The following is a 26430-nucleotide window of genomic DNA, read 5'->3' as shown; positions in this document are numbered from 1 at the left end:
TGTCATGCTGCTGACCGCCGGCAACCATGACTTGGAGCGGCAGAGAAGCCGTTTTGCGCAGTCAAAATCGGGCTGTGGCAGAGCTGAACCACCTCGGCCTCCGGGCGGAAATGCCCCCTCTCGCCGCGTCCTGCGTTACGACAGTCGTAGGCTGGGCCGCGGCAGGGCAGTTGCCCTTTCCGCCGCAGCCCGAATTTTTGACGCTACTGCAATTCCACGGTCACTTGCTTGATCGTGCCTGTGAATGCAAATGGCGCCTGCTCCCTGTAGACAGGAGTAACCGTTGCACCGAGGTCCATTCCAATATCCAGCGTCTCGGTTGCCGAGTAGCGGGAAGGAACGACCTTCTCGACATCACCGCTTGCAACCTCGGTCCCGTCCACAAGGATCCTCGCCGTGCCGCCCGTAACCTCATTCCCGGGCTCGAAAGGAAGTTGTTCATAGACCATCGTCACCGTATGCTCACCTGGCCCCACCGGTGTCTCGCCCGCGACCCGGTAGAGGTCCTTGCCGAAGAAGTTGAACTCATACACCGGAACCCCGTTCTCGAGATACAACGTGTATCCGGACGACGACCCGCCGTTCGCGATGAGTACACCACTTGCGCCTCCTTGAGGCACCTCGATCTCGGCAATGATCGTATGAGAGCGTTGATAGGCCGGAGCCGCGCTGCCTTCCGGTATGCGTGTCGTCCCCGGCGCGTAGGTGAACACGGTTCGGCCGCGGGTCACTGACGGACGTTCGGGGTTCCTGGCACGCTCGGAGAAGCGGTCGTCTAGCGGGTAGACTTGGAACTTTTTGGCCTCTTCGTCGAACATCGCCTGAAGCTCGGCGAGCTTCTCGGGGTTCTCGGCGGCGACGTCGTGTGCCTGCGAGAAATCTTCCTCGATGTTGTAGAGCTCCCAGGTGCTGTCGTCGAAACCGACCGAGCCGGTCAGCACCCAGGGCGCACCGTGGAACGACGCGGCGACCCAGCCGTCATGATAGAGCGCGCGATGCCCTCCGGTCTCGAAATACTGCGTGTGCCGTGTCCCGGGGGCCTCGGCATCAGCAAAGCTGTACCCCATGCTCACGCCTGCCATGGGCGTCTGCTTGGTGCCGTTGACCACTTCGGGCTCGGGAATGCCGGCGGCTTCGAGGATCGTCGGGGCAATGTCCACGACGTGATGGAATTGTGTCCGGATGCCCCCGCTGTCGGTGATCTTCGCCGGCCAGCTGATGACCATACCATTTCGGGTTCCACCGAAATGCGAGGGCACGCGCTTCATCCACTGGAACGGCGACGAACCCGCCCACGCCCAGCCGACAGGGTAGTGATTTTCATGCAGCGGGCCGCCGATCTCGTCAATCACGGGCAGCTGCGCCCTCGACCGTGTCCGGAATGCCGTTCTGGGTCATCATGTTGTTCAGCGTACCGGCGACGCTGCCCTCGGCGCTGGGGCCGTTGTCGCCTGCCACCAGGATGATCAGCGTATTGTCGGCCCCGGGCAACGCTTGGACCTTGTCGACAAGGCGTCCGATTTCATGATCTGTCTGGCCCAGGAATCCGGCAAACACTTCCTGGTGTCTACTGAAGAGCCGTTGCGCGTCTGCGTCGAGCGTGTCCCAGGCCTCGATTTCTTCCGGTCGCGACGTGAGGTCGGTGTTTTCGGGAACGACCCCGAGCTCCTTCTGCCGGGCGAGCGTCTCTTCGCGGACCTTGTCCCAGCCCTGATCGAACTGGCCCGAGAATTTGTCGATCCATTCTTCGCTGACGTGCAGCGGAGCATGAACTGCGCCCGGTGCGAAATACATGAAATAGGGCTTGTCCGGCGCAATGGATTGCTGGCGATCAAGCCATGCGATCGCGTCATCCACCAGATCGACGTTGAGGTTGTAGCCTTCCTTCGGGCCGATCTCCGGTTCCACTGGGATCGTGTTCCGAAAGAGCTGCGGGTCCCATTGGCTGGTCTCGCCGCCCTGGAAGCCGTACCAGTATTCAAACCCCAGCCCGGTCGGCCAGCGATCGAAGGGCCCCATCGGAGAGGTTTCCCAATCGGGCGTGTTATGCCATTTTCCGAACGCGGCGGTCGAGTAACCATGATCCTTGAGGATCTCTGCGATTGTGGCTGTCGAGCGAGGCCAGATGCTGTTGTAGCCCGGATAACCGGTGGACAGCTCGGTAATCGTACCAAAGCCACTTTGGTGGTGGTTGCGCCCGGTCAGCAGAGCCGCCCGCGTCGGCGAGCAAATTGCGGTGGTGTGAAACCGCGTGAAACGCAGGCCATCTTCTGCGAGGGCATCCATGGCCGGGGTCGGAACCGGCCCACCGAATGTGCCGGGCTGCCCGAAGCCGAGGTCGTCGATTAGGATGACCGAAACGTTGGGTGCCCCTTCAGGCGGCGTTACGGGCTGCGGGTAATCCTGTGTCGAGCCTTCAAAGGTTTCCGTAATGACCCCTTCGAAAGGTGCTGGTGGCAGTGGCAACACAGTGCCGTCCCGCGGAGTATCTTGTGCGCTGGCCGCTGATGCTGAAGTGATGAACAGGAGGACAGCACCTCCTTGAATTGCACGCCTGACATGAAATGGCTGGGTCATAGTCGTCCCTCAGCAATCATCAGAACCAAATTCTGACGCTAGGGTAACATACAATCCATGCGTGCGAAATTGCGTTTTTAGTCAGCACTCCTTGGAGCAGAACTGTGCTCGTCGGACTGGGCAGTATTGTGGGAGACTACCAGAAAAGAGGCACACTGGCTCAATTCCGCGCGCCGTCCGTCGCTGTGGTGCAGTTGCAGCGAACGGCAGAAAGGTCCGCATTGCCGCCATACGCGGCGAATGGGTCACCTCAAAAGCTCCGCCGCAAGCGGTCATTGGCATTCGTCCATTTATGAATACACACCCTAGTTTCCGTATTTAGCCGCGATATTTCTACTATTGCGATCGCGCTCGGCTCTGGCCTGCTTGAAGAAGCTGTGGTTGGTCAGGCGACGAAGCTCCCGCCGGTCGAAGGCGCGCTGCTTGTCTTCGCATGTCTTCTTCCCTTCGCGGACGATCCGGCCAATCTCCCGATTGAGGAACTGGCAGACCTTCGGCCGGACCTTTTTCACCTCGCGTTCCATCTGCCGCGCGCAGGACAGGTAGATTTTCCGGTGCACGCCTTCATGGCGTCGGATGAATTGCTGCAGGCTTTTCCAGCGGCGTTTCGTCTTCCGGTCGAAGGAACTTTCCTGCGTTGCACGCGGCAGGGTCAGGGTGAAACCCACCCTCATCCGAAAGCGGTCGACCCGACAGGAGTTCTGATCCTTTTTCGTCTTGAAATCATAAGAATATCTTGCCCGGATATTGGCAATCGCCGGGCCATTGTCGCCCCGGAAGGGGCGATCGCGCATATAGGCGGCAACGTCCCGGGCACTTTTGCCGTGGACCCGATACTCACGTTCAATCGTTTTGTAAATGATTTCGGCGCGAGCGATATTAACAGTGCCGACAACAAGCACCGCAGCAGCCGTAATCGGAGCTGTTATACGCCACCCCATCTGAAAGCCTGAAGCCGATATCAACGTGCGGTGGTCATCCTCGCACGGAATTCCGGCTTTCGCAAAAAATTGCCGTTATGGCAACTCAGGCAGCCAGCGGATAGGCTTCCTCAACCAGATAGGGTCCACCACCGACGCTCGCCTTGGCGGAAAACAAAACGAACCGTCCGGCGACAAAGGGTGGCGCCTGGAAGTTCCCCCGTTCAGACAGCCACTTGGCGACGTCCTCGTTGGACGAGGTTCGGCAGCGGGCAATGGTGACGTGAGGCATGTATTTACGCCGCTCCGGCGGCAGGTTGAGCCGCTGGATGATGCGTTCCTGTTCGGCCTGAAGCTCGTTGAGCTCCGGCGTCGGCTCCACCCGGGCCCAAACCGCATGCGGCTTGCCGTTGCCGAAGGATCCGAGGCCGGTCAGCCGGATCTCCACCGGCTTTCGCCGGACACGGTCGAGCGCATCGGCAATCTCGTCGGCGGTCCGGTCGTCGATATCGCCGATAAATCTCAAGGTGATGTGATAGTTTTCAGGATCAATCCAGCGCGCGCCCCGAAGACCGCCCCGGAGCATGGAAAGCATGAGACCTGTCTGTGACGGGATCTCGAGACCTGTAAACAATCGCGGCATGGGGCACCCCTCCGCTGACGCTGATGGGTCCATGAGGAATCAACTTTGCCGCCAGTGCAAGGAGAAATCGTAAGCCCTTGGAATATAGGAACGGTTCACTTCTAGGTGGCAACCGGCATCAGCCTATATCGGTCACGAACCGGCGCAAAACGGCAAAGTGATTCTATGTCGCAAAACTGTCAAAAACCAACAGAAACAAGGGCTTGACACAGACGACCGGAACCGTGATACGGCCGCCGGAAGCACAAGGTTCCGGCGGCCCGGCGCTCAGGGCGCCGTGTTGCCGCGCACCTGGTGGATCGCATTGATCCGCGCTTCCAGGTCTTCCGTGATCTTGATGTCCACCGCAGCAATATCGGTCTCCAGCTGATCCATGCGGGTCGCGCCGATGATCACCGAAGTCATGAAGCTGCGGCTGAGCGCAAAGGCGATCGCCATCTGGGCGACATCCAGTTCGGCTTCTTTCGCCAGGGCCAGATAATCTTCAATCGCCTCTGCCGTTCCAGGCTTTTCATAGCGCTGCAAGCGGTTGAAAAGGGTCTTGCGCGTACCGTGCGGCAGGGCGCCATTCTGGTATTTCCCGGTCAGATACCCTTGCGCCAGGGCCGAATAGGCAAGCAGACCCACATTCTCGCGCAGAGCGATTTCGGCCAGATTGATCTCGAAGGTCCGATTGACGAGCGAATAGGCGTTCTGGATCGAAACGACCCGCGGCAGCCCCATGGCTTCGGCCGCCTTCACGAAACTCATTGTGCCCCAGGCACTTTCATTCGACAGGCCGATGTGGCGCACCTTGCCTGCCTTCACGAGACCGTCGAGCGCTTCCAGCGTGACCTCGATCGGCGTCTCGTCCTCCACCGGGGCCGGGTCGACCCACTGGGTCGGGTTGGAACCGAAGCCCGACACTTCCCGGTCCGGCCAGTGCAGCTGATAAAGGTCGATGTAGTCGGTCTGCAGGTTGCGCAAGCTCTGGTCGACAGCCTCCTCGATCTGGACCTTGGTCAGCCGGCCTTCGGACCCGTCCTTGCGGAACCAGGTGTTGGCCGTCCGTCCGACCACCTTCGACGCGACGATGATCTTGTCCCGGTTGCCTCGGCTTTTGAGCCATGTGCCGATGATCCGTTCGGTCCGGCCCTGGGTCTCCTTGATCGGCGCGATCGGATAGAGCTCCGCGGTGTCGAAGAAATTGATACCGCGATCGACGGCGAAATCCATCTGCGCGTGGCCTTCGGCTTCGGTGTTCTGTTCGCCGAAGGTCATGGTTCCCAGGCAAATGGAGCTGACATTCAAATCGGTGCGGCCAAGACGGCGGTAATCCATCTGAGAAATCCTCAAACTGTTCGTTTGAATTTTGGTTTGGAAGAAACGCCGGCGGTCAGGAGGAACCGGCCCTTTCGATCAGGTCTTCGACCGCAGGTAACATATTCTGGACGATGATGGAAACGCCCTCGCCGGTCGGATGCATACCGTCGGCCAGATTGAGCTCCGGCTTCATGGCAACCCCCTCCAGAAAGAACGGATAGTGCAGCGCCCCGTGGATGCGCGACACGTCGGCGAAGATCGGATCGAAGCTGGACGCGTAATCGTCTCCCAGATTTCGGGGTGCCAGCATGCCCGCGACAAGGACTTCAACGTTCCGGTCAGTCAGCCGGCTGACGATCTCGCTCAGGTTTTCGCGGGTCTTTTCCGGCGGCAAACCACGCAGGGCGTCATTGGCCCCGAGTTCGACGATCACGGCCTTCGCATCCGGCCCGACCGACCAGTCGAGCCTTGCCAGCCCGTCGGCGGTCGTATCCCCGGAAACCCCGGCATTGACCACTTCGACGTCGTGCCCCCGCTTCTCAAGGGCCGCCTGCAGCTGCGAGGGAAAGGCCTCGTTGGAGGGCAGAAGATAACCGGCCGACAGGCTATCGCCCAGGACGACCAGCTTCAGCGGCTCGGCCGAAACCGCGGTACCGCAACCAAGTACCAGAACCGCTGCGGCGATAAATTGATACATTTTTGACCACATAAGAAGGCTAGCCTACTCCATGCTTGCGCCCCATATGAGCAGACGTCGCGTCCGTAGGGGCGTCGTGAAACCAGTGTGGGCCGAGGCTCGGTCCGAACCCTTATATAGGACTGAAGATGACGAACGGACCAGTGATCGCCCTGAAAGATGTTCATCTTGCCCTCGGCGAAGGCGCTGGCCGGGTTCATATCCTGAAAGGGATCGATCTGGATATTCAGGCGGGAACCTCCGTCGGGCTGGTCGGCCCGTCCGGATCCGGAAAATCCACTTTGCTGATGGTCATGGCCGGGCTGGAACGGGCCGATACGGGCTCGGTGAAGGTGGCCGGCTCCGAGCTCGGCCCCCTGTCGGAAGACCAGCTGGCGCAGTTTCGCGGACGCAATGTCGGCATCATCTTCCAGTCGTTTCACCTCGTACCGAACATGACGGCACTGGAAAACGTCGCCGTCCCGCTGGAGCTTGCCGGCGACGGGCAGGCCTTCGACAAGGCCCGCCAGGAACTCGACGCGGTCGGCCTCGGCCATCGCCTTCATCATTATCCCGCTCAGATGTCCGGTGGTGAGCAGCAAAGGGTGGCCGTCGCCCGCGCCCTCGTCGTCCGGCCGGAAATCCTGATTGCGGACGAGCCGACGGGGAATCTGGACGATGCGACCGGAGCCCAGATCGTCGACCTGATGTTTTCCGCCCAGAAGGAACGGAAAACGACGCTCGTTCTCGTGACTCACGACCCCGCACTGGCGGAACGGTGTGACCGCGTCATCCGGGTGCGCTCGGGAGAGGTTGACGAAACCGCGCGCCAATCGGTTTCAGCCGGCATCGGGGCCGGCGCATGAGCGGCTTCGTGGCCAGTCCGTCGGGAAGCGGTTTGCGTCTGGCGATCCGCTTCGCCCTGCGCGAACTGCGCGGCGGATTGAGAGGATTTCATATCTTCATCGCCTGTATCGCGCTCGGCGTCGCGGCCATCGCAGGGGTGACCTCAGTCTCCCGCGCGCTGACGGAGGGTATTTCCGCTGAAGGCCAGTCCATTCTCGGCGGCGACCTTTCTTTCTCGCTCATTCACCGCCAGGCGGATGAAGCAGAGCGCTCCTATCTGGATGCCCTCGGCAAGGTGTCGAGCGTCGCCACCCTGCGCGCCATGACACGGCTTCCCGACGGCAGCGATCAGGCGCTTGTCGAACTGAAAGCGGTCGACGGCAGTTATCCGCTCTATGGCCGGATGCAGCTGCAGGACGGCCAGGAGCTTGGCGAGGCCCTGTCGCGCAAGAACGGTATCTGGGGAGCGGTCGCCGATCTTTCCCTGCTTGCCCGGCTGAACATCTCGGTCGGAGACGTCCTCGACCTGGGCCGGACCAGGATCAAGATCAATGCCGTAATCGACAACGAGCCGGACAAGCTGGCGGGCGGCCTGGAATTCGGGCCCCGGCTGATGATTTCCGAGGCGGCGATTGCCGACACGAAATTGGTGCAGCCGGGAAGCCTGGTCCGCTGGCACTACCGTGTCCGGCTGCCGAGCGATCCCTCCGATGCGACCCTGGAACGTGTGATCGCGTCCGCCGAAGCCGACATGCCCAAATCCGGCTGGCGGATCCGTTCGCGGGCCAATGCGGCGCCGGGCCTTCAACGCAACATCGACCAGTTCGCCCAGTTCCTGACCTTGGTCGGATTGACGGCACTTGTCGTCGGCGGGGTCGGGGTCGCCAATGCCATCCGTGCCTATCTGGAAACCAAACGCAACGTGATCGCCAGCTTCAAGTGCCTGGGCGCAACCGGCGGCTTCGCCTTCCAGGTCTATCTGGTGCAGATGCTCATTCTCGCGATGATCGGGATCGCGATCGGTCTCGTCATCGGCGCGATCATCCCGTTCGCGGCAGGCGCGGCGCTTGCCGGCGTCCTGCCCGTCGAGCTGGTGACATCGATCTACCCCATGGAACTGGGCCTCGGCCTCGTCTACGGGCTCCTGACCGCACTCGCCTTCGCGCTCTGGCCGCTCGGGCGCGCCCATGACGTGCCGCCCAGAGCCCTCTTCCGCGACATCGTCTCGGGCAAGGCCCGGCTACCGCGCAAGCGCTATCTGTTTGCGACCGCCGCAACCGTCCTGCTGCTGGCGGTGATCGCCATCGCCCTTGCCCATGACAAGCGGATCGCGACCATCTACATCAGCGCCTCCGCTGGTGCCTTCATTCTGCTGGTACTCGTAGCCAGGGGCATCATGGCCATCGCCAAACGCCTGCCGTCGGTCCGCTCCACCGAACTCAGGCTGGCGATTGCCAACATCCACCGGCCCGGCGCCCTGACGCCGTCGGTGGTCCTGTCCCTCGGCCTGGGTCTCAGCCTGCTGGTTGCCCTTGCCCTGATCGACGGCAACCTGCGCAGGGAACTGACCGCGACCATCGCCGACCAGGCGCCGAGTTTCTTCTTTATCGACATCCAGGGTTCCGAGCGCGACGCCTTCCAGGCCCTGCTGGAACGCGAAACAAAGGACGCCGACTTGCAGAGCGTTCCCATGTTGCGCGGCAGGCTGGTCGCCCTGAAGGGCGTTCCGGTCGACCAGATCGAGGCCCCGCCCTCGGCTGCATGGATCCTGCGCGGCGACCGTGGCATCACTTATGAAGCCCAGCCGCCGAATAATTCAAAACTCGTCGAAGGCGATTGGTGGCCGGAGAATTATTCCGGAAAGCCACTCGTCTCCTTCGAGGCCCAGGCCGCCCGTGACCTCGGCATGACCATTGGCGACGAGGTCACCGTCAATGTGCTCGGCCGGGAAATCACCGCCGAGATCGCCAATCTTCGAGAAGTCGAATGGCAGTCGCTTGCCATCAATTTCGTCATGGTGTTCTCCCCCAACACCTTTGCCGGCGCGCCCCACGCCTTCCTCATGACCCTCGGCTGGGACAAGGAAGTAGGCACGGATGAAGAACTCGGGCTGCTGCATTCCGTGGCCAATGCCTTCCCGACCGTGACCGCCATCCGGGTCAAGGACGCCATTTCCCAGGTCAACGACCTCGTCGCTCAACTCGCCTGGGCCATTCGCGGCGCTTCCTCCGTCACCCTGATCGCCAGCGTTCTCGTGCTTGCCGGCGCACTGGCCGCCGGGCACCGCAACCGGATCTACGACGCCGTCATCCTCAAAACGCTGGGCGCCACGCGAACCCGGCTGATGATCGCCTACGGCCTGGAATACGCCCTGCTCGGCCTTGCCACCGCCGTCTTTGCTCTGATCGCCGGCGGGCTGGCCGCCTGGTTCGTGATATCGGAGATCATGAACGGCAGTTTCACGCTTCTGCCCGTCACCGCAGTAAGCGCAGCCCTGATCGCCCTGGCCCTGACCGTGGGCTTCGGCCTGATCGGCACATGGAAAGTGCTCGGGGAAAAACCGGCTCCGGTTTTGCGTAATCTGTAATCAGCTTGAGACAAGCTGCGGAGTACAGTTATCCTGTCGTCTCGAAAAACGACGATCAAACGGGATGGAAGCTGGACACCGATGTTTAAAAAGACCTTGAGCACAATCGCCGCCGGGGCGGCTATTATTGCCGCCACCGCAATCACAACGCCGGTTTACGCGGAATCCCCGTTCCATACCGGCGTCTGGCAGCTGAACACACCGGAAGGCTCGAAGGGACTGGTCGTCAGCGACTGGCTGGTGTTCGAAGACGGCCTGCCCAAGCGCTGGCTTTACCGCAGGGCTGGCACCAACGATGCCAACCAGTTCGATTTCTTCACCCGGACCATGGGTACCTCCGAATACGCGCCCTATGGCATCCGGGTCTATCGCACCGGCGAAAACGAGATGAAATACACCATCGCGGAAAAGGACAAGGAACCGATCGAGGTGAGCGCCGTCCGCCTTTCGATCCCGAATTTCAAGAATTCCTGCCTGTCCGTCGAGAACAAGGGCGAGCGCCTGTTCGGCACCTGGAACGGCACGTCTGCCTCTAACCTGAAAAAACTGCGCCTGACGAAGACCGGCCTGACCATCGACGGCAAAACCATGAAGGTGACCATCGAGCCGGTTCGCACCGGCCGCCTGGGCATCGTCCAGGATGGAAAAGCATTGGCGTTTCTGACCGACGCGGGCGGTGATTACGCGGTTCTGCAATGGTTCAACGACGGCATCACGCCGGACCACATGCGCGACCCGAAACGGGAAATTCTGGCCTTCAAGGGAGAGGAAGTCGTCCGGACCCCGGGCGGCACGTGCGACGGTCAGATCAAATCTCGCCTCGGGGCCATGAAGAAATAATCGGGATTATGAAAAAATAAGACATCAGGAAACCGGAAATTAAGGCAAACATTGCCAAAATTTCATAATTGCTGTCTTGTCCTGACATCAGGCTTTTCCCATATAGGAAGGGAAAACCGCCGACGGGCCGAAATCCGCGGTAAACTGTAATTGAGAGGATTTTCGAATGTCGACCTTCGACCGGAACACTCAGGCTTCTTATTCGGTGGCCGGCGCTCGTGCCGAAGCTGGCATCGATGAAGGCCTGCGCGCCTACATGCTGGGCGTCTACAACTACATGACCTTCGGCCTGGCCCTGACCGGGCTTTTCGCCCTTGGGACTGTTTACTTCGCTGTTGACCAGAGCGGCGGCGGTCTGGCTCTGACCCAGTTCGGCATGGCCCTTTACGGCAGCCCGCTGAAATGGCTCGTCATGCTTGCGCCGCTCGGCTTCGTCATGTTCCTGTCCTTCCGCATCCAGTCGATGAGCGCATCGACGGCACGGACGACTTTCCTGGTCTACGCTGCGATCATGGGCATTTCCCTGTCCTCGATCTTCCTGGTTTACACCGGCGGGTCGATCGCTCGCGTGTTCTTCATCACGGCTGCTGCCTTCGGTGCGCTGAGCCTCTTCGGCTACACCACCAAGAAGGACCTGTCGGGCTGGGGTTCGTTCCTGTTCATGGGCCTGATCGGCATCGTGATCGCGTCTCTGGTGAACATCTTCCTGGCCTCCAGCGCCCTGCAGTTCGCCGTTTCCGTGATCGGCGTTCTGGTCTTCGCCGGCCTGACCGCCTACGACACCCAGCAGATCAAGGAAATGTACTACGAAGGCGACGGCCACGAGGTCGCCACCAAGAAGTCGGTCATGGGCGCCCTTCGCCTCTACCTCGACTTCATCAACATGTTCCTGATGCTGCTGCAGCTGTTCGGCAACCGCAACTAAGCGGCCCGCATCCAGACAAACGAAAGCCCGGCCATCGTGCCGGGCTTTTTTGTATCGTTGCTCATCAATGGCGGCAGGGCTGCATACGAAGCCCTGTCTACCGACGTCAGGCGTCGACCAGCCTCAGGTGCTTTTTCTTTTCCAGAACCTTCAGAACCTGTGCAAGGTCATGGCCGCGTTTCAGGATCATGCCGCCGGTGGCAATCACGGAATAAGCGCCCTGCTTGCGAGCGAGCTTCGGATCCTTTTCGATCCGGTAAAGCGGCATTTCAGAGCTGCGGCGAAAAACGGAGAAGACGGCACGGTCTTTCAGAAGATCCATCGCATAGTCGCGCCATTCGCCATCCGCGACCATACGGCCGTAGAGCCGCAGGATCGTATCGAGTTCCCGCCGATTGAAGGAGACGACCGGCTTGGCCGGAGCCTGGGAGGTCTGAGCATTCGGGGAATGCGCGGCAACCGGCCCCTGACCGGATCCGCGCAACGACGCGCTGTCTTCGGTTTCGTTCATTCCGCCTCCTGTTCTCCACCAAGGACACCGGCATCGGCCTTGAGGCAAGGATGAGGCCGGCGCGCCTTCGATCCAACGTCATGCATTTGTCATGATGCCCCCCCCGTCAAAGGCTTGGCAAGCCCGCTATTTCCGCAAGTTTGCCCGCGACATTCTGTCAAGGGTTTCAAATTCGAACATATCCAGTTCAAAAATCACGTTTTTGCCGCATTCCAGCCCTTGGCAAGCCATTTTGGCCCACCATATTTCCTTCATACCCTGATGGGTCGAACGACTTGGGTCTCGGAACGCATTAGCCCCCCAGCCCCCCGATATCCGGGTTTGTTCGAACCAGAGTTTCAGTATCAAACATCAGGGCAACTGAAGGGCCGGCCATCAGCCGGCCCTTTTCATATTCGGGTCCGCGCACTTCATAACCGGCCCGCAACAGGGCATTTTCAGACTTCCCCAAACTGCCCTGTATAGTATCCTGTCTTCATGACAACCGCGCTCATAGACCTGCGTCCGGCGACGCCGGAGGATTCTGACGCTCTGGCCGAGATACACAGCACGGCCTGGCTCGGGGCCTATCGCGGCCTGCTGAACGGTGTCGAACTCCAAAGGCTCGTCTCCCGGCGGACCGCGCCCTGGTGGCGCGCGGCCCTGTCCCGCGGCGTGCAGATCAAACTGCTGCAGGTCGCAGACGAGCCCGCGGGATATGCCACCTTCGGCACCTGCCGCATCCGGGACCTCGCCAGCGAAGGCGAGATCTACGAACTCTATCTGAAACCGGAATACCAGGGCCTCGGCTTCGGCCGCAGCCTGTTCAGTTCGGTCAGGGCGGAGTTGGCCGCCCGCAACCTGTCCGGCCTTGCCGTGCAGGTCCTCAGCGACAACGACCCGGCCTGCACCTTCTACAAGGCCATGGGCGGCCGGCTCACCGCCAAGTCGTGGTACCGCAGCGCCGGCAAACGCATGGGCTTGTCGGTCTATACCTGGCCGGCGCTGACATAAGCCCGCTTGGTCCGGAGCTTCAGTTGAAGTTTCCCGGCCGACCGATGATCACCGGCGCCTGGCTGCAGTCGAAACCGTTGGCGAGTTCGTCGGCAGCCTGCCGCGCCAGGACGTTGGCATTCGCGTTAACCTGCGCATCGACCCGCGCCACCTGACAGGTGGCACCCGGCGCGATCTGGGTAACGACCAGGATATTGCCCTTTTTGCCCCCGCTGCCCTCGTCCGGGAACCAGCGCAGGATGGTGGCAAAAGGCCGGCCGCCGCGCAGGCGCCATTCGAGCGTGTCGTTGATCGTGTTGAAATTGGGCAGGGTCTGATGGGCGGCCGTTTCGTTTTCCGCATCCGCTCCGAAAGAGACGAACATGCGCAGATCGCCTTCGCTGACATAGACCGGAATACCGGCATAGCCCGGACAGTCCGCGGTGCCGCCATCGATACCCTCCTGCTCCTCGCCCGTCGGCTGCCGCCACTGGCAGGCGTCCAGATCGAGCTTGGTATAGGCGCTGGTGATGTCGGCGGCGCCTGAAACGGCGGGTAAAGCCAGAAAAAGCGCAGCAGCGAGAACCAGTCTGGAAAAAATCATGTCCACCTCATCGCGGCAAATCCGCCTGAAATCGAAAGCCCGGGCGCCATCCGGGATTCATCATATCGTTGCAATGCAACAAATAGGGGCTTGCGCTTGCCCGGTCAGACTGCAATAGACCCATCAACAGCGAACAGGAGTCAAGCAGCATGCGTATCGATGCGGTGCCGATCGGCAAGAACCCGCCCGAAGACATCAACGTGATCGTAGAGGTCTCCGTCGGCGGCGAGCCGATCAAATACGAAATGGACAAGGAAGCCGGCGCCATGTACGTCGACCGTTTCCTCTACACCCCCATGCGCTATCCCGGAAACTACGGCTTCGTGCCGCACACCCTGTGCGGCGACGGCGATCCGATCGACGTCGTGGTGGTCAACCAGCGCCCGGTCGTTCCGGGCGCCATCATGAACTGCCGGCCGATCGGCGTTCTGATCATGGAAGACGAATCCGGCCAGGACGAAAAGATCATTGCCGTTCCGAGCCACAAGCTGACCAAGCGCTATGACAAGGTTCACAGCGTTGATGATCTGCCGGAAATCACGATCAGCCAGGTCAAACATTTCTTCGAGCACTACAAGGATCTGGAACCGGGCAAGTGGGTCAAGGTCAAGACCGTCGAGAGCGCCGAAACGGCAAAGCGCATGATCGTGGAATCGATCGAGCGCGCCAACAAGCAGGCTGCCGAATAACAGGCAGCGGCCCTTCGCAGGTCTAGGAAAATTATCGGGGCCGCGGCAGATCCTCAGCGATCGGCCGCGGCCTCGATGCGTTCCATATCCTCATCCGACAGGCCGAAATGATGGCCGATCTCATGGACGAGGACATGTGAAATGATATCGCCAAGGCTGTCGTCGCCGCCGGCCCAATAATCGAGGATCGGCCGGCGGAACAGCCAGATCCGGTTCGGCCGCTGCCCGGTCCGCAAGTCGCCGCCGCCCTGGGCGAGGCCAATGCCCTCGAACAATCCGAGAAGTCCGTAGAAATCGTCCACGCCGACGCTGTCCAGCATGTCCTCGCTGGCCCAGTCCTCGACAGTGATGACCAGATCCTGGCACCGCTCACGGAATTCATCCGGGAGCGCTTCGAACGCGTCTGCCGCGATCTGCTGAAAAACCTTCAGGCCGGGAGGCTGACGGAGATACCAGTTGTCCGGGCTCTTCATCGTCCGGGCATTTTCCAGGCCTTCCTTCACCCAGTCCTCCATAAGCCTCTCCTGATACCGGCCCGCACCGGATCCGGCATCGGGCGCCTATAGGAGATAGGTCGTGACCAGGTGAATGACGAGGCCTATGGCAAACAGAAGTCCCGCCGTTCGGCCGATCCGCTTGCCCCAGACCTCGATCCGGTCGTTCTCGTCGGCATCGGCACCGGCCATGTGGTCCTGCGCCCGCTTCGCCATGCGGGCGAGCGTGGAGCCGGTGATCGTCTCGCTCTCGGCCTCCGCGCGGTCGATAGCCCTGAGCGCCTCTTCCCGCTTCGCTTCCTGCCGGTCCCGATGACTGGTCACGCTTGGCTCTCCCTGACGACCCCTTTCAGCGAGATTGCCCCGATCAGCGCCAGAAGCGCAAGACCGGCGGATGCCACGGCATTCCAACCGGCAAAGGAGAGCCCCAGGATGCGCAACGCCGCCTCGGTGCAGCTGACCAGCCGGTATCCGTCCAGATCCCCCAGCAGCGACGCCGCCGATGTGGGCGCGCCGCCGGTGCCCCCGCAATCGGTCGGCCCGATCCAGAAGTCCCACTCGGCCCCGGCCTGATAGACCCCGAGGCCGGAGCCATAGGCAAAGACCATGACGGTCAGAAGCATGACAAGAGCGGCCAGTCTATGACGCCCCGCGGACCCGAGAACCAGGGCCAGTGCCGTCAGTGGCAGCCCCACATAATAAGGCACGCGCTGCTCAAGACAGAGCTCGCACGGATCATAGCCGCCGATGAGCTGGAACCCCCAGGCCGTTGCAATCACGGCCAGTCCGCCCAGAAGAAGCACGATCATGGCGGCTTTGGCGGTCGTCTTACTCGTCATTATCCTATTCACCCATCCTGAAGCAGCTCGCCTGAAGCAATTTGCCTAAAGCAGTTTAATTGCCGCGAAACCGCCGACCAGCAACACAACAAATACGGTGAACATGAGGCCGAGCCGCTTTTCGATGAAATCTCGGATCGGCGGCCCGAAGAAGTAAAGCAGCGCGGAGACGACGAAAAATCGGATCCCGCGCGACACCACGCTCGCCAGCATGAAGATCGGCAGGCTCAATCCGGTGACACCGCTCGCGATGGTAATCACCTTGTAAGGAAACGGCGTCAGGCCCGCGAAAAAGACGAACCACCAGCCCCACTCGTTAAAGAGCCTTTTGAACTCGTCGAACTTGTCGAGATACCCATAGAAGGACAGGATCGGCTCCGCAATCTCGTGAAACAGGACCGAGCCGATGAAATAGCCGAGCAGGCCGCCGACCACCGAGGTAACGGTGCACAGAAAGGCCAGATACCAGGCCTTTTCCCGCTTTGCGATCACCATCGGGATCAGCAGGATGTCCGGCGGAAGCGGAAAAACCGAGCTTTCTATGAAGGAAACGGTTCCAAGTGCGACATTCGCTCGCGGACCCGCCGCAAGGGACAGGGTCCAGTCGTAAAGGCGTCTCAACATTCCCATTACCTCAGCCCGCAATTCCCGCAATCGCTACGCCCTGCGTCGGTTGCTGGCGGGCCGGATGCGCATGGAAAACGCCTAGAGCCAGATAAGGTCCCGGTCAAGCTGCTTTCGGCTCAGCGGAATACCCGGCCTCATGGCGCTTCGCGGATTCAATCGCGGGCCGACCGATTTCAGCTGCCTGACATTACCAGTAATGCGTGAAACCGACACCGGACATTCATGACACATCGACTACATTTGTGGGATGCCATAGGCTGGCGTGATCAGACCTACACGTGAATGACTATCCGGCAATCAAAAGCGGGCAAGCGCTATCGGCGCGCCGGACCGTGAAGCGCCGGGAACTGCGGAAACGATGCAAGACCTTGTCGTCAACAACCTCGTCCTGCTGTCAGCGGCGGCCATTATCGTGCTTGGCATCCTGTCGAGCATTGCCGCCGTGCGTTTTGGCGCACCCCTGCTTCTGGTCTTTCTCGGCATCGGTATGCTGCTCGGCGAGGACGGACCGGTCGGACTGAGTTTCGACAGTTACATTATCGCCTATCTGATCGGTTCCGCCGCACTGGCGGTCATCCTGTTCGACGGCGGCATGCGCACCCGCCTGTCCACGATCCGGTCCGTTGCCGCACCCGCCCTGGCGCTTTCCACGGTCGGCGTGCTCGTCACGGCCTTTCTCACCGGCGTGTTTGCCCACTATGTCATCGGCTTCGGCTGGATCGTCAGTTTCCTGCTCGGCTCCATTGTCGCCTCCACCGATGCCGCCGCCGTATTCTTCCTCCTGAAGGCCGGAGGACTCAAACTCCGGGGCAGGGTCGGGCCGGTGCTGGAAACGGAATCCGCCACCAACGACCCCATGGCCCTGTTCCTCACGCTGGCCCTGCTGGAATTCGCCCTGGTGAGCGCGGCCCCCAATGCGGCCAATCCCCTTGCCGGAACCCTGGTTCTGTTTTTCCAGCAGTTTGCGCTCGGGGCCCTGATCGGAACCGCCGGAGGATTCACTCTGGTCTGGATCCTGTCCCGAATGCCGTTGGCGGGAGGGCTGCTACCCCTCTTCGTTCTTGCGGCCGCCATCGTGATCTTCACCGTTTCCGCGTTGCTCAACGCCAGCGGGTTCCTGGCCGTCTACCTGGCAGGCCTCGTCCTCGGCAACCGGCCGGTCCGGGCCTTTCCTTCATTGCTGAGCTTCATGGACAGTTCCACATGGATGGCCCAGCTGGTCATGTTCGTTATGCTCGGATTGCTGGTGACGCCCAGCAAGATGGCCGACTACGCCTTCACCGCGATCCTGGTCGCCGTGTTTCTGATGCTGGTGGCCCGGCCGCTTGGCGTGTTGGCCTCGCTGGCGCCGTTCCGCTTCACAAAAGCGGAAACCATTTACGTGTCATGGGTCGGCTTGCGCGGCGCGGTATCCATTTTTCTGGCGACCCTGCCGGTGCTGGCACATCTGCCGGGCGCCCAGCTGTTTTTCAACCTGGCGTTCGTCGTTGTCCTGGTTTCACTGATTGCACAGGGAGCGTCCCTGGGCTGGACCGCGCGGCTCCTGAAACTGGCCTTGCCGGATACGGCACCCGCCGTGAAGCGGTTCGAGATCGATCTGCCGGGGCAGCAGCAACTGGAACTGGTCGCCTATCCGGTCGAGGAAGGGTGTTCCTTTTTGTCGGCATCGTATACGCCCGTCTGGCTCAAGCCGGTCTTCGTCGTCAGGGGCGATGAGGTTGTGTCGACGGAACAGGCCGGCCCTCTGACACCCGGGGACTACGGCTACTTCCTGGTCCCGCCCAAAGAAATCGCACGCCTCGATGCGCTGTTCGACGCATCCGCCGCACCCATGAAGACCGCCGACTTCCAGGGCTTCGCGTTCGACAGCACCATCACCCTCGGCCTGCTTGCGGAAGAGTACAAGTTCGACCTGCCCGACCGATACCGGGAAATGACCATAGGTCAGGCCTTCGCGGAGAGATTCGGCGATGTCCTTCGTGTCGGCGATCGGCTTGAACTGGACAGCCTCGATCTGGTCGCGGTGGACCTCGACGGCGACACCGTTTCCCGGGCCATTCTCGAATTGCCGGAAGAACCGGAATGGCCGGATCGTGCCAAGGTTCACCTGGCCAGAATTGCCGCCTTGCTTCGGATGAATAAAGCGCTCAAGCAGCCCGAAGGGCGGTAGCGCATAAATCCCGCGCTCAAGCAGGCCAAAGGCCGTTAGCGCAAGAAATTATAAAGATGGTGCCCCCCGCCGGAATCGAACCGGCACTTCCGAAGAAACGGGATTTTGAATCCCGCGCGTCTACCAGTTCCGCCAGAGGGGCAACTGACACCGAGTTGCGTCTCTATCATGCCCTTGAGGTTTTGCGCAAGAACGACGGCACCGGTTCGCACGGTGTTTCTTGGCCCGACATCGCGCCCCGACCGGGCGGCCTCACAGCTGCCGGAACGCCTCTTGGTGAGGATCTGTTTACCCCGTCTGCCGAATGTCGCCGGCGAAAGCGGAAAAACACCCCGTCCGAACTGGTCGTAAGGTCGCCTTCAACCATTGCGTGCCAGGTTCGCGCGATTGATCACGACCGAATTTTTCAGGGGGAAATACGATGGGAACTGTGCATTCGGGAGGCCCCGACCTTAAGGCGGTCGCCAAGAACCTGGGTTTTACGGCCCCGGTCCAGGATGTCGATCAGAGCGACGCGCCGGGACTTTTCACCCAGTCCGTCCTCGACGTGACGAAGCTGAAACCGCGCCCGATCCGGCCGGAATGGATTCTGGAAGGCCAGCCGGAAGCACGGTGCGCCAGCCTGTCCATGAGCACGCGCGGCTGGGGCAGCACCGACCACTGGTCCTGCACAGCGGGCAAGTTCCGCTGGCATTATGGCTGGGACGAGGCGGTGTTGTTTCTGGAAGGGGAAGTCAAGATCACCGACGAGAGCGGCAAGGTCTATCTGGGCCAGCCCGGCGTCAGCCTGTTCTTTCCGGCGGGCACATCGGCGGTCTGGGAAGTGCCCAGCTATATCCGGAAAATCGCCTTCAACCAGCGTCCGGTGCCTCTTCTCCCCCATCTGGCCTGCCGCGTCGTCGACAAGCTAAGGGGCATCACCGGACGGTTCGCCGCAAAAGCAAACGGCCTCTGATAGCGGCCCTGCGACAAAGGCGCAAATTGTGCGCTTCATCTGGACAGCGAATTTGCGCTTGAGTAAGTAGATCTCATGAGCAAATCGCCCAAGGAAATCGAGCTGAAGCTCGAAGTGTCACCGGACGTTCTCGATCAGTTGAAAAGCGGCGGAGCCTTGCAGCGCTTCGCCGGCAGCCGAGCCGTGACCAAACCATTGCTGTCGATCTATTTCGACACCCCCGACCAGGCGCTGCGCAAGGCGAAGATCTCGCTGCGCGTGCGCAAGGTCGGGCGGTCCTGGGTGCAGACCGCGAAGCTTGGAACCGGCGTCATCGGCGGCCTTTCCAGTGCCGTGGAAGCGGAACACCCGGTGAAGGGTCGGGAGATCGATTTTTCCGTGATCGAAGACGCAGGCGTTCTGAAGACCCTCACCGATATCATCGGTGACAAGCCGCTCGGCGAGTGCTTTGAAACCGATATCCGCCGCACCACCCGCCTGCTGACCTCCAGGGAAGACGGCAGCGAGATCGAGGTTGCCTTCGACCTGGGCGAGGTCAAGGCCGGCGGCCGGACCCAAACCCTGGCCGAGGTCGAATTCGAACTGAAAACCGGTTCCAGCGTCCGCCTTCTGGAAGCAGCGCGCGAAGTTGTCGGCGCGGCGCCGTTCCGCCTGTCGCCTTATTCCAAGGCCGAGCGCGGCTTTCGTCTTGCAGACGGCACCGAGGAAACCGGCATCCGGCCGAAAGGTGCTAAGGATGTTGCCTTGCCACCGGAAGAGACCGTCGAGCTGGCCTTCCGGGAAATCCTGCGCTCCTGCCTGACGCAGATCGCCGACAACCGGGTTGCGATCCTTCAAAGCGACGATCCGGAAGGCCCGCACCAGTTCCGCATCGGCCTGCGCCGGCTGCGCAGCGCCTTCCGCCTGTTCAAGCCGGTCCTCAATCCGCTGACCTTCAAGAACCTCGACGCCCAGGCCCGCATCCTGGCAACGGAAGCCGGCAAGGTCCGCGATCTCGATGTGCTGACGGACGAAATCGTGTCGCCGCTGGCAAAGGTCACCCCGGAAGGCATCGGCCTCGAACCGCTGCTGGCGCATCTGGGCACCATCCGCGAGGAAAGCCGCACCGCCCTGCATACCCACCTGAGAGAACCGGACGTCAACGGCTTCCTGTTCGATCTGGCCGCCTATACGGAAGGCCGAGGCTGGCTCGACATCGACAATTTCGATCAGACGGCCCGGCTTGCCCAGACGATCCGCGTCTATTCGCGCAAAGCGCTCGACAAGCAATGGAAGAAGGTGTCCAGCTACGGCTCCAGGATCGACGAGCTGACGATCCCCGAACGCCATGAAATGCGCAAGGCGCTGAAAAAGCTGCGCTATGGCGTCGAATTCTTCGGCAGCCTTTATCCGAAGTCGGATCTGAAACCCTTCCTGAAGCGCATGAAGCGGCTGCAGGACATTTTCGGCTACCTGAACGACGTCGCCATGGCGGAAAAGCTCACCGCCCTGCCCGATATCAACGGCAAGTCCTCACGGCAGGTTCTGCTCGCGATCGGCTTCGTCATCGGCTGGCACGAGGCGCAATCTTCCGGCACCTGGCCCCACGCCAAGGGCTACTGGCAGGACACGAAAAAGGTGCCGAAGTTCTGGCTCTGAAACCAATCGGGATTCAGCTTTCGACGACAAGCTGAATCCGGTCCGCCGCCATGCGGGTTCGTGTGTATTGCATGGGCTTTCCGTCCGCATCGAGGTTCAGGCTTTCCACGACCAGGACCGGCTGGCCGGAGGCAACGCCCAGGACGGCGACGTCCTGCGGGTCGACCAGTTCCGCCGTAACCCGGCTTTCCTTGCGCCGGTAGTCCGAAACGCCCGCCTTGGCCAGCGCCTTGGTGACCGATCCGGATTCCGCATAGTCGGCGACGAGGTTCGGAAACCGGCTCTGCTCGAACCAGCTGGTGCCGACCATCACCGGTATTCCGTCGGCCACCCGCAGGGTTTCGATCCGGATGAGCAAGGTCCCCACCGAAACCTTCAGCCAGTTCGCCAGAAGCGCATCGGCTTCCTCCGTTCCGGAGCCGATCAGACGCCCGCTCGGCGCCTTGTCCTGGCCGGACACGATTTCCGAAAACCGCGTGCGTGACGTGATCGGATAGCTGATCGGAGCGGCGGCCACAAACGTGCCCCGGCCCTGGTCGGCGCGCAGCACGCCTTCCGCCGTCAGGGCGGCAATGGCCCGGCGCACCGTATGGCGATTGACGCCGAAGCGGGCGGCAATCTCCGATTCCGGCGGCAAGCGGCTGCCTTTTTCGAAGGCGCCGCTGGCGATTTCAGCCTTCAGCCATTCCATGATCTGGCGCCAGATGGCGATGCCCGCGCCCCGATCAAGTGTCGTCCGTATTGTCATCTGTCCGTCATCAAAGGTCTGTACTTCAGAATCAATCGAAAAATTCGTCTATACAAATAGACAAATTCGTTCTAACAAACAACCCGAATGATACAGGCGCCCCTCCTTGAACAAAGGCGACCCCATGGCCGACACACCCGCTTCCCCCTCCGCATCCAATCAGCCGCCCGGTCTCGACCGCAAGGCGGTCATGTCCGTCCTCGCTTCAGCCTCGGCGGAAGATCTCGAGACGGTCTATGCCAGCCTCGGCACGCCGCCCGCCTTCGAGATGGTCCGCCAGCCGGAAACCGGTCTCGTCATGGTCCGAGGCCGCATGGGCGGCACCGGCAGCCCGTTCAACCTCGGCGAAGTCACGGTCACGCGCTGCGTGGTCCGGCTTGAGAGCGGCGAGGCCGGCAGCTCCTATTGCCTCGGCCGGCACAAGCAGAAGGCGTTGCAGGCAGCCGTCATCGACGCCCTGTGGCAGCGCCCGGACGACCGGGAACGGATCGAGACGGAGATCGTCGCCCCGCTGGCTGAAATCCGCACAAAGGCCGATGAGGACCTGAAGGCGGAGACCGCGGCCACCAAAGTCGACTTTTTCACCATGGTGCGGGGAGACAACTGATGACCGCTCTCAATCGGGCCCCCGATCCGCAGAAGACCGCAGCACCCCTGGCTGCCGGCTTCGCCGATCCGGTTCACGATGCCCAGCGCTGTTTCCGGACGATCATGAACGCCATGGCCCGTCCGGGCACCCTCCAGGCACTTCAAACCGGCGGCCTGAAACCGCCCGCGCCGCTCTCACCCGTCGCTGCCGCCATCGCCCTGACCCTGTTCGACTACGACACGCCGGTCTGGCTCGATACACCGTTCGTCCGTTCCGACGCGGTGAAGACCTTCCTGCGCTTCCACACCGGCGCGCCCATCGTGAGCGAGCCGGTCGAGGCCGGTTTCGCGCTGATCGCGGACCCGGCCCATCTGAGCAGCCTGGGCAAGTTCAATCAGGGCACGCTGGAATACCCGGACCGTTCGACCACCCTCATCCTGACCGGTCAGACCCTCACCAACGAAGGTCCCGTCCATCTTTCCGGCCCGGGCATCGAAACGGAAACGGCGTTTTCCGCAGGCCCCGTTTCCCCCGCCTTCTGGGATCAGGTGAAGACCAACAACACCCAGTTCCCGCGCGGGGTCGACCTGATTTTCGCCGGATCGGCGGACATCGCGGCCCTGCCCCGGTCTACCACCATCACCATTCGGGAGGCCTGAGCCATGTATGTTGCAGTCAAGGGCGGTGAGAAGGCGATCCGCAACGCGCACCAGCTTCTGGCCAATCGCCGCCGGGGCGACACCAGCGTTCCCGCCCTCACCCTGGACCAGATCGCCGAACAGCTGGCGATTTCCGTCGCCCGGGTCATGGGCGAAGGCTCGCTTTATGACGAGCAGCTCGCAGCCCTTGCCATCAAGCAGGCGCGCGGCGATCTGATCGAGGCAGCCTTCCTGATCCGCGCCTACCGCACCACCCTGCCCCGCTTCGGCTACAGCCAGCCGATCGACACCGGCAAAATGCTGGTCGAGCGCCGCATCTCGGCAACCTACAAGGATCTGCCGGGCGGCCAGCTTCTGGGCCCCACCTTCGATTACAGCCATCGTCTGCTGGACTTCGCCCTTGCAGCGGAGGCCGAGGGCGAGATCGAAGCGCCCGTGCGCCGGGAACCGGCAGACGAAGCCATGCCGCGCGTGACCGATCTTCTGGACGAGGAAGGCCTGATGGAGGCCGATCCGGTTTCCAGCGAAGGCTCACCGGTCGGCGACCTCACCCGCGAACCGCTGTCCTTCCCGGCCGACCGGGACCTGCGCCTGCAGAACCTGGCCCGCGGCGACGAGGGTTTCCTCCTCAGCCTCGCCTATTCCTCCCAACGCGGCTACGGCCGCACCCACCCCTTTACCGGCGAGATCCGCTACGGCGCCGTCGAAGTGGAGTTTTTCGCCGAAGAACTGGGCTTCGCCGTCAGCCTCGGCACCATCAAGGTGACCGAGTGCCAGATGGTCAACCAGTTTCAGGGAACGGCCAAATCCTCGCCGAAATTCACCCGTGGCTACGGCCTCGTCTTCGGTCAGGTGGAACGCAAGGCCATGGCCATGTCGATGGTCGACCGGGCCCTGCGCTGGGAAGAGCTCGGCGAGGAGCAGGTCGCGCCCGTCCAGGACACGGAATTCGTCATGTCCCACTCCGACAACATTCAGGCGACCGGCTTCGTGGAGCACCTGAAGCTTCCCCACTATGTCGATTTCCAGGCCGAACTCGAGCTCGTCCGCCGCATGCGGGACGAGTGGTTCGCCGCCCGCGAGGCAGAGGAAAAATCCTCCCGGACCCAGAAGGAGGCCGCGGAATGACCGCCCAGCCGAAACCCCTCGACGAAGGCGAATACAACTTCGCCTATCTCGACGAACAGACCAAGCGCATGATCCGCCGGGCCATCCTGAAGGGCATTGCCGTGCCCGGCTATCAGGTGCCGTTTGCCTCCCGCGAAATGCCCATGCCCTACGGCTGGGGCACCGGTGGGGTTCAGGTGACCGCCGCGATTCTCGGTGCCGACGACTGCCTGAAGGTGATCGACCAGGGCTCCGACGACACCACCAACGCGGTCGCCATCCGCGGCTTCTTCGAAAAGACGGCAAGGGTCGAGACGACCTTCGAGACCTCGAAGGCGTCGATCATCCAGACCCGCCACCGGATCCCGGAAAAGGACCTGCGCGAGGACCAGGTCATCGTCTTCCAGGTGCCGATTCCGGAACCTTTGCGCTTTCTGGAGCCCCGGGAGACGGAAACCCGGAAGATGCATGCGCTGGAGGAATACGGCCTCATGCATGTGAAACTTTACGAGGACATCGCCAAGAACGGCCACATCGCCACCACCTACGCCTATCCGGTGCTGGTCAATGGCCGCTATGTGATGGACCCCTCGCCGACGCCGAAATTCGACAATCCGAAGATCGACAGGATGGCCGCCCTCCAGCTCTACGGCGCCGGACGCGAGAAGCGGATCTACGCGATCCCGCCCTACACCGACGTCAAGAGCCTCGATTTCGAAGACTATCCCTTCGAGGTCCAGAAGTTCGACAAGCCCTGCGGGCTGTGCGGCGCGGAGAACGTCTATCTCGACGAGGTCATCCTCGACGACAAGGGTGGGCGCATGTTCGTCTGCTCCGACAGCGACTATTGCGAGGAACGCCGGGAGGCCGGACATCTGGGGCCCATGGCGGCCGATCCGAACGCCATGACCCTTGCCGGCGGCGCGTCCGCCGACCACACCGAGGAGCCGGCCCGATGACCGATTTTTTCAATGACGACCCGCTCCTTCAGGTCAATGGCGTCACCCGCTACTACGGCGACCGCATCGGCTGCCGGAACGTGTCCTTCCAGCTCTGGCCCGGCGAAGTTCTCGCCATCGTCGGCGAGAGCGGATCCGGTAAGACAACCCTGCTCAACTGCCTGTCGACCCGCCTTGCCCCGACCGCCGGCGCCATCGAGTACCGCATGCGCGACGGCGCCATGCGCAATCTCTATCAGCTCGGCGAGGCCGAACGCCGCCTGCTGATGCGCACCGACTGGGGCTTCGTTCATCAGAACGCCGCCGACGGCCTGCGCATGACGGTCTCCGCCGGCGCCAATGTCGGCGAACGGCTGATGGCGGTCGGCGACCGTCACTACGGCCATATCCGCGAAACCGCGACCGACTGGCTCGGCCGGGTGGAAATCGAATCCGACCGGATCGACGACGACCCCCGGTCCTTCTCCGGCGGTATGCGCCAGAGGCTGCAGATCGCGCGCAACCTGGTCACCCATCCCCGCCTGGTGTTCATGGACGAACCGACCGGCGGCCTCGATGTCTCCGTCCAGGCCCGGCTTCTGGATCTGCTCAGGCGTCTTGTGGCCGATCTGGGCCTCTCCGTGATCATCGTCACCCACGACCTGGCCGTCGCCCGGTTGCTGTCGCACCGGATCATGGTCATGCGCCACGGCGAAGTCATCGAAACCGGGCTGACCGACCAGGTGCTCGACGACCCGCGCGAGCCGTATACCCAGCTACTCGTTTCCTCCATTCTCCAGGTCTGAGGCCGAACCATGCCAGTGCGTCTTTATCTCAGCAATGTCGGCAAGTCCTTCACCATGCACCTGCAGGGCGGCACGACCATTCCGGTCGTCTCCGGCGTCGACTTCTCCGTCGATGCGGGCGAATGCGTGGTCCTCGGCGGCCCGTCGGGGGCCGGCAAGAGTTCGATCCTGAAGATGATCTACGGCAATTACCGTTGCGACCAGGGCCAGATCCTGGTCACCGTGGCCGATGAGATCGTCAACGTGGCGGATGCCGAACCGCGCAAGGTTCTGCAGTTGCGCAAGGACGTAATCGGCTACGTCAGCCAATTCCTGCGGGTGATCCCGCGCGTTCCCGCAGTCGAGGTCGTTGCCGAACCGCTGATCCTGCAGGGCGCGGACGAGGGAAAGGCGCTTGCCAAGGCACGCGATCTCCTGACCCGTCTCAATGTGCCGGAACGGCTCTGGGGTCTGCCGCCGGCAACCTTCTCCGGCGGCGAACAGCAGCGCGTCAACATCGCCCGGGGGTTCATCGCCCATTATCCGCTGCTGCTGCTCGATGAGCCGACCGCCTCACTCGATGCGGCCAATCGGGCCGTGGTCGTCGAGCTGGTGGCGGAGAAAAAGCAGGACGGCGTTGCCATGGTCGGCATCCTGCACGACCAGGACGTGCGCGATAAGATTTCCGACCGGATCGTCGACGTCACCAGCTTCCGGGCGGAGGCGGCCTGATCCTACAAATGAACTCAGGGGATAGCGTCACAGGATCGACATACAATAAAACTACGC

28 protein-coding genes and 1 tRNA gene are annotated in these 26430 nt (G+C 61.9%); 15 read left to right on the top strand and 14 right to left on the bottom strand.

Annotated elements, in window-relative coordinates; all coding sequences use genetic code 11:
• Positions 1 to 203 precede the first annotated feature (203 nt).
• The 6 genes from ABIN98_RS00480 to ABIN98_RS00455 all read right to left on the bottom strand — a co-directional run bounded on the left by ABIN98_RS00480 (position 204) and on the right by ABIN98_RS00455 (position 6139).
• Positions 204 to 1352 carry a sulfatase/phosphatase domain-containing protein gene (locus tag ABIN98_RS00480; RefSeq protein ID WP_346906426.1) on the bottom strand — a complete coding sequence of 383 codons (1149 nt, stop codon included), beginning with the start codon at positions 1350 to 1352 and terminating at the stop codon, positions 204 to 206.
• A complete protein-coding gene (locus ABIN98_RS00475) occupies positions 1345 to 2577 on the bottom strand; it encodes a sulfatase-like hydrolase/transferase (RefSeq protein WP_346906425.1) in 1233 nt (410 codons plus the stop codon). The genes ABIN98_RS00480 and ABIN98_RS00475 overlap by 8 nt, the downstream gene beginning before the upstream one ends.
• Before the next feature lie 305 nt (positions 2578 to 2882).
• On the bottom strand, positions 2883 to 3371 hold the full coding sequence (locus ABIN98_RS00470) for a DUF922 domain-containing protein (RefSeq protein ID WP_394701388.1): 489 nt from the start codon (positions 3369 to 3371) through the stop codon (positions 2883 to 2885).
• Positions 3372 to 3603: 232 nt separating this feature from the next.
• Entirely contained in the window at positions 3604 to 4140 is a 537-nt protein-coding gene (gene thpR, locus ABIN98_RS00465) for an RNA 2',3'-cyclic phosphodiesterase (RefSeq protein ID WP_346906421.1), read from the bottom strand.
• Positions 4141 to 4407: 267 nt separating this feature from the next.
• Entirely contained in the window at positions 4408 to 5460 is a 1053-nt protein-coding gene (locus ABIN98_RS00460) for an aldo/keto reductase (protein WP_346906419.1), read from the bottom strand.
• 55 nt (positions 5461 to 5515) lie between these two features.
• Positions 5516 to 6139: an arylesterase gene (locus ABIN98_RS00455; RefSeq protein WP_346906417.1), complete on the bottom strand. Its 624-nt coding sequence runs from the start codon at positions 6137 to 6139 to the stop codon at positions 5516 to 5518.
• Between the two features lie 128 nt (positions 6140 to 6267).
• Here ABIN98_RS00455 and ABIN98_RS00450 point away from each other — a divergent pair, with 128 nt between their 5' ends.
• From ABIN98_RS00450 to ABIN98_RS00435, 4 genes are all read left to right on the top strand, one after another.
• Positions 6268 to 6984 carry an ABC transporter ATP-binding protein gene (locus ABIN98_RS00450; protein WP_346906415.1) on the top strand — a complete coding sequence of 239 codons (717 nt, stop codon included), beginning with the start codon at positions 6268 to 6270 and terminating at the stop codon, positions 6982 to 6984.
• The gene (locus ABIN98_RS00445) at positions 6981 to 9551 is read left to right on the top strand and encodes an ABC transporter permease (protein ID WP_346906413.1); all 2571 of its coding nucleotides are present in this window, start codon (positions 6981 to 6983) and stop codon (positions 9549 to 9551) included. The genes ABIN98_RS00450 and ABIN98_RS00445 overlap by 4 nt, the downstream gene beginning before the upstream one ends.
• An 81-nt stretch (positions 9552 to 9632) precedes the next feature.
• Positions 9633 to 10391, top strand: coding sequence for a hypothetical protein (locus ABIN98_RS00440; RefSeq protein WP_346906411.1), 759 nt, complete (start codon positions 9633 to 9635; stop codon positions 10389 to 10391).
• Positions 10392 to 10557: 166 nt separating this feature from the next.
• Positions 10558 to 11316, top strand: a complete 759-nt coding sequence (locus ABIN98_RS00435) for a Bax inhibitor-1/YccA family protein (protein WP_346906409.1) — start codon at positions 10558 to 10560, stop codon at positions 11314 to 11316.
• 106 nt (positions 11317 to 11422) lie between these two features.
• On the opposite strand, the gene ABIN98_RS00430 is transcribed toward ABIN98_RS00435, so the two are convergent.
• Entirely contained in the window at positions 11423 to 11827 is a 405-nt protein-coding gene (locus tag ABIN98_RS00430; protein WP_346906407.1) for a DUF2794 domain-containing protein, read from the bottom strand.
• A gap of 477 nt (positions 11828 to 12304) precedes the next feature.
• Between ABIN98_RS00430 and ABIN98_RS00425 the strand changes: the two genes are divergently transcribed.
• Positions 12305 to 12820 carry a GNAT family N-acetyltransferase gene (locus ABIN98_RS00425; RefSeq protein WP_346906405.1) on the top strand — a complete coding sequence of 172 codons (516 nt, stop codon included), beginning with the start codon at positions 12305 to 12307 and terminating at the stop codon, positions 12818 to 12820.
• A gap of 19 nt (positions 12821 to 12839) precedes the next feature.
• Here ABIN98_RS00425 and ABIN98_RS00420 read toward each other — a convergent pair whose 3' ends face one another.
• Positions 12840 to 13403, bottom strand: coding sequence for a hypothetical protein (locus tag ABIN98_RS00420; protein WP_346906403.1), 564 nt, complete (start codon positions 13401 to 13403; stop codon positions 12840 to 12842).
• Positions 13404 to 13552: 149 nt separating this feature from the next.
• Here ABIN98_RS00420 and ppa point away from each other — a divergent pair, with 149 nt between their 5' ends.
• Positions 13553 to 14092, top strand: coding sequence for an inorganic diphosphatase (gene ppa, locus ABIN98_RS00415; RefSeq protein ID WP_346906401.1), 540 nt, complete (start codon positions 13553 to 13555; stop codon positions 14090 to 14092).
• Between the two features lie 53 nt (positions 14093 to 14145).
• Here ppa and ABIN98_RS00410 read toward each other — a convergent pair whose 3' ends face one another.
• From ABIN98_RS00410 to ABIN98_RS00395, 4 genes are read right to left on the bottom strand one after another with little or no spacing between them, the layout of a single operon-like run.
• Complete coding sequence (locus ABIN98_RS00410) at positions 14146 to 14607, bottom strand: metallopeptidase family protein (RefSeq protein WP_346906399.1); 462 nt, start codon at positions 14605 to 14607, stop codon at positions 14146 to 14148.
• Between the two features lie 45 nt (positions 14608 to 14652).
• On the bottom strand, positions 14653 to 14910 hold the full coding sequence (locus ABIN98_RS00405) for a hypothetical protein (RefSeq protein ID WP_346906397.1): 258 nt from the start codon (positions 14908 to 14910) through the stop codon (positions 14653 to 14655).
• Positions 14907 to 15425, bottom strand: a complete 519-nt coding sequence (locus ABIN98_RS00400) for a disulfide bond formation protein B (protein WP_346906396.1) — start codon at positions 15423 to 15425, stop codon at positions 14907 to 14909. The genes ABIN98_RS00405 and ABIN98_RS00400 overlap by 4 nt, the downstream gene beginning before the upstream one ends.
• Positions 15426 to 15470: 45 nt before the next feature.
• Complete coding sequence (locus tag ABIN98_RS00395) at positions 15471 to 16049, bottom strand: YqaA family protein (protein WP_346906394.1); 579 nt, start codon at positions 16047 to 16049, stop codon at positions 15471 to 15473.
• Positions 16050 to 16410: 361 nt separating this feature from the next.
• Here ABIN98_RS00395 and ABIN98_RS00390 point away from each other — a divergent pair, with 361 nt between their 5' ends.
• Positions 16411 to 18222: a potassium/proton antiporter gene (locus ABIN98_RS00390; protein WP_346906392.1), complete on the top strand. Its 1812-nt coding sequence runs from the start codon at positions 16411 to 16413 to the stop codon at positions 18220 to 18222.
• 57 nt (positions 18223 to 18279) lie between these two features.
• Here the strand turns inward: ABIN98_RS00390 and ABIN98_RS00385 are convergent.
• Positions 18280 to 18364 (bottom strand) — tRNA-Leu (locus ABIN98_RS00385).
• 279 nt (positions 18365 to 18643) lie between these two features.
• On the opposite strand from ABIN98_RS00385, the gene ABIN98_RS00380 reads away from it, so the two are divergent.
• Both ABIN98_RS00380 and ABIN98_RS00375 read left to right on the top strand, forming a co-directional pair.
• Entirely contained in the window at positions 18644 to 19177 is a 534-nt protein-coding gene (locus ABIN98_RS00380) for a cupin domain-containing protein (protein WP_346906390.1), read from the top strand.
• Positions 19178 to 19252: 75 nt separating this feature from the next.
• Positions 19253 to 20815, top strand: coding sequence for a CHAD domain-containing protein (locus ABIN98_RS00375; protein WP_346906389.1), 1563 nt, complete (start codon positions 19253 to 19255; stop codon positions 20813 to 20815).
• Positions 20816 to 20828: 13 nt separating this feature from the next.
• On the opposite strand, the gene phnF is transcribed toward ABIN98_RS00375, so the two are convergent.
• Entirely contained in the window at positions 20829 to 21563 is a 735-nt protein-coding gene (gene phnF / locus ABIN98_RS00370) for a phosphonate metabolism transcriptional regulator PhnF (protein WP_346906387.1), read from the bottom strand.
• Positions 21564 to 21687: 124 nt separating this feature from the next.
• On the opposite strand from phnF, the gene phnG reads away from it, so the two are divergent.
• The 6 genes from phnG to phnL are packed head-to-tail and all read left to right on the top strand — an operon-like array spanning position 21688 to position 26373.
• Complete coding sequence (gene phnG, locus ABIN98_RS00365) at positions 21688 to 22170, top strand: phosphonate C-P lyase system protein PhnG (RefSeq protein WP_346906385.1); 483 nt, start codon at positions 21688 to 21690, stop codon at positions 22168 to 22170.
• Complete coding sequence (gene phnH, locus ABIN98_RS00360; protein ID WP_346906383.1) at positions 22170 to 22811, top strand: phosphonate C-P lyase system protein PhnH; 642 nt, start codon at positions 22170 to 22172, stop codon at positions 22809 to 22811. The genes phnG and phnH overlap by 1 nt, the downstream gene beginning before the upstream one ends.
• A gap of 3 nt (positions 22812 to 22814) precedes the next feature.
• Positions 22815 to 23939, top strand: coding sequence for a carbon-phosphorus lyase complex subunit PhnI (locus ABIN98_RS00355; RefSeq protein WP_346906381.1), 1125 nt, complete (start codon positions 22815 to 22817; stop codon positions 23937 to 23939).
• Positions 23936 to 24877 carry an alpha-D-ribose 1-methylphosphonate 5-phosphate C-P-lyase PhnJ gene (locus ABIN98_RS00350; RefSeq protein WP_346906379.1) on the top strand — a complete coding sequence of 314 codons (942 nt, stop codon included), beginning with the start codon at positions 23936 to 23938 and terminating at the stop codon, positions 24875 to 24877. Before ABIN98_RS00355 ends, ABIN98_RS00350 begins: the two co-directional genes overlap by 4 nt.
• Positions 24874 to 25662, top strand: a complete 789-nt coding sequence (phnK, locus tag ABIN98_RS00345; protein WP_346906377.1) for a phosphonate C-P lyase system protein PhnK — start codon at positions 24874 to 24876, stop codon at positions 25660 to 25662. Before ABIN98_RS00350 ends, phnK begins: the two co-directional genes overlap by 4 nt.
• 9 nt (positions 25663 to 25671) lie before the next feature.
• The gene (gene phnL, locus ABIN98_RS00340) at positions 25672 to 26373 is read left to right on the top strand and encodes a phosphonate C-P lyase system protein PhnL (protein ID WP_346906375.1); all 702 of its coding nucleotides are present in this window, start codon (positions 25672 to 25674) and stop codon (positions 26371 to 26373) included.
• The last annotated feature ends 57 nt before the right edge of the window (positions 26374 to 26430 follow it).

The organism is uncultured Roseibium sp. (genome assembly GCF_963675095.2).
Lineage (GTDB): Bacteria > Pseudomonadota > Alphaproteobacteria > Rhizobiales > Stappiaceae > Roseibium.
This window is presented reverse-complemented; position numbering and strand designations above follow the sequence as displayed.

Coding starts and splice junctions, on each gene's coding strand:
- ABIN98_RS00475 (WP_346906425.1), bottom strand. CDS start 2,577: ATGACCCAGCCATTTCATGTCAGGCGTGCAATTCAAGGAGGTGCTGTC.
- ABIN98_RS00470 (WP_394701388.1), bottom strand. CDS start 3,371: ATGCGCGATCGCCCCTTCCGGGGCGACAATGGCCCGGCGATTGCCAAT.
- thpR (WP_346906421.1), bottom strand. CDS start 4,140: ATGCCGCGATTGTTTACAGGTCTCGAGATCCCGTCACAGACAGGTCTC.
- ABIN98_RS00460 (WP_346906419.1), bottom strand. CDS start 5,460: ATGGATTACCGCCGTCTTGGCCGCACCGATTTGAATGTCAGCTCCATT.
- ABIN98_RS00455 (WP_346906417.1), bottom strand. CDS start 6,139: ATGTATCAATTTATCGCCGCAGCGGTTCTGGTACTTGGTTGCGGTACC.
- ABIN98_RS00450 (WP_346906415.1), top strand. CDS start 6,268: ATGACGAACGGACCAGTGATCGCCCTGAAAGATGTTCATCTTGCCCTC.
- ABIN98_RS00445 (WP_346906413.1), top strand. CDS start 6,981: ATGAGCGGCTTCGTGGCCAGTCCGTCGGGAAGCGGTTTGCGTCTGGCG.
- ABIN98_RS00440 (WP_346906411.1), top strand. CDS start 9,633: ATGTTTAAAAAGACCTTGAGCACAATCGCCGCCGGGGCGGCTATTATT.
- ABIN98_RS00435 (WP_346906409.1), top strand. CDS start 10,558: ATGTCGACCTTCGACCGGAACACTCAGGCTTCTTATTCGGTGGCCGGC.
- ABIN98_RS00430 (WP_346906407.1), bottom strand. CDS start 11,827: ATGAACGAAACCGAAGACAGCGCGTCGTTGCGCGGATCCGGTCAGGGG.
- ABIN98_RS00425 (WP_346906405.1), top strand. CDS start 12,305: ATGACAACCGCGCTCATAGACCTGCGTCCGGCGACGCCGGAGGATTCT.
- ABIN98_RS00420 (WP_346906403.1), bottom strand. CDS start 13,403: ATGATTTTTTCCAGACTGGTTCTCGCTGCTGCGCTTTTTCTGGCTTTA.
- ppa (WP_346906401.1), top strand. CDS start 13,553: ATGCGTATCGATGCGGTGCCGATCGGCAAGAACCCGCCCGAAGACATC.
- ABIN98_RS00410 (WP_346906399.1), bottom strand. CDS start 14,607: ATGGAGGACTGGGTGAAGGAAGGCCTGGAAAATGCCCGGACGATGAAG.
- ABIN98_RS00400 (WP_346906396.1), bottom strand. CDS start 15,425: ATGACGAGTAAGACGACCGCCAAAGCCGCCATGATCGTGCTTCTTCTG.
- ABIN98_RS00395 (WP_346906394.1), bottom strand. CDS start 16,049: ATGTTGAGACGCCTTTACGACTGGACCCTGTCCCTTGCGGCGGGTCCG.
- ABIN98_RS00390 (WP_346906392.1), top strand. CDS start 16,411: ATGCAAGACCTTGTCGTCAACAACCTCGTCCTGCTGTCAGCGGCGGCC.
- ABIN98_RS00380 (WP_346906390.1), top strand. CDS start 18,644: ATGGGAACTGTGCATTCGGGAGGCCCCGACCTTAAGGCGGTCGCCAAG.
- ABIN98_RS00375 (WP_346906389.1), top strand. CDS start 19,253: ATGAGCAAATCGCCCAAGGAAATCGAGCTGAAGCTCGAAGTGTCACCG.
- phnF (WP_346906387.1), bottom strand. CDS start 21,563: ATGACAATACGGACGACACTTGATCGGGGCGCGGGCATCGCCATCTGG.
- phnG (WP_346906385.1), top strand. CDS start 21,688: ATGGCCGACACACCCGCTTCCCCCTCCGCATCCAATCAGCCGCCCGGT.
- phnH (WP_346906383.1), top strand. CDS start 22,170: ATGACCGCTCTCAATCGGGCCCCCGATCCGCAGAAGACCGCAGCACCC.
- ABIN98_RS00355 (WP_346906381.1), top strand. CDS start 22,815: ATGTATGTTGCAGTCAAGGGCGGTGAGAAGGCGATCCGCAACGCGCAC.
- ABIN98_RS00350 (WP_346906379.1), top strand. CDS start 23,936: ATGACCGCCCAGCCGAAACCCCTCGACGAAGGCGAATACAACTTCGCC.
- phnK (WP_346906377.1), top strand. CDS start 24,874: ATGACCGATTTTTTCAATGACGACCCGCTCCTTCAGGTCAATGGCGTC.
- phnL (WP_346906375.1), top strand. CDS start 25,672: ATGCCAGTGCGTCTTTATCTCAGCAATGTCGGCAAGTCCTTCACCATG.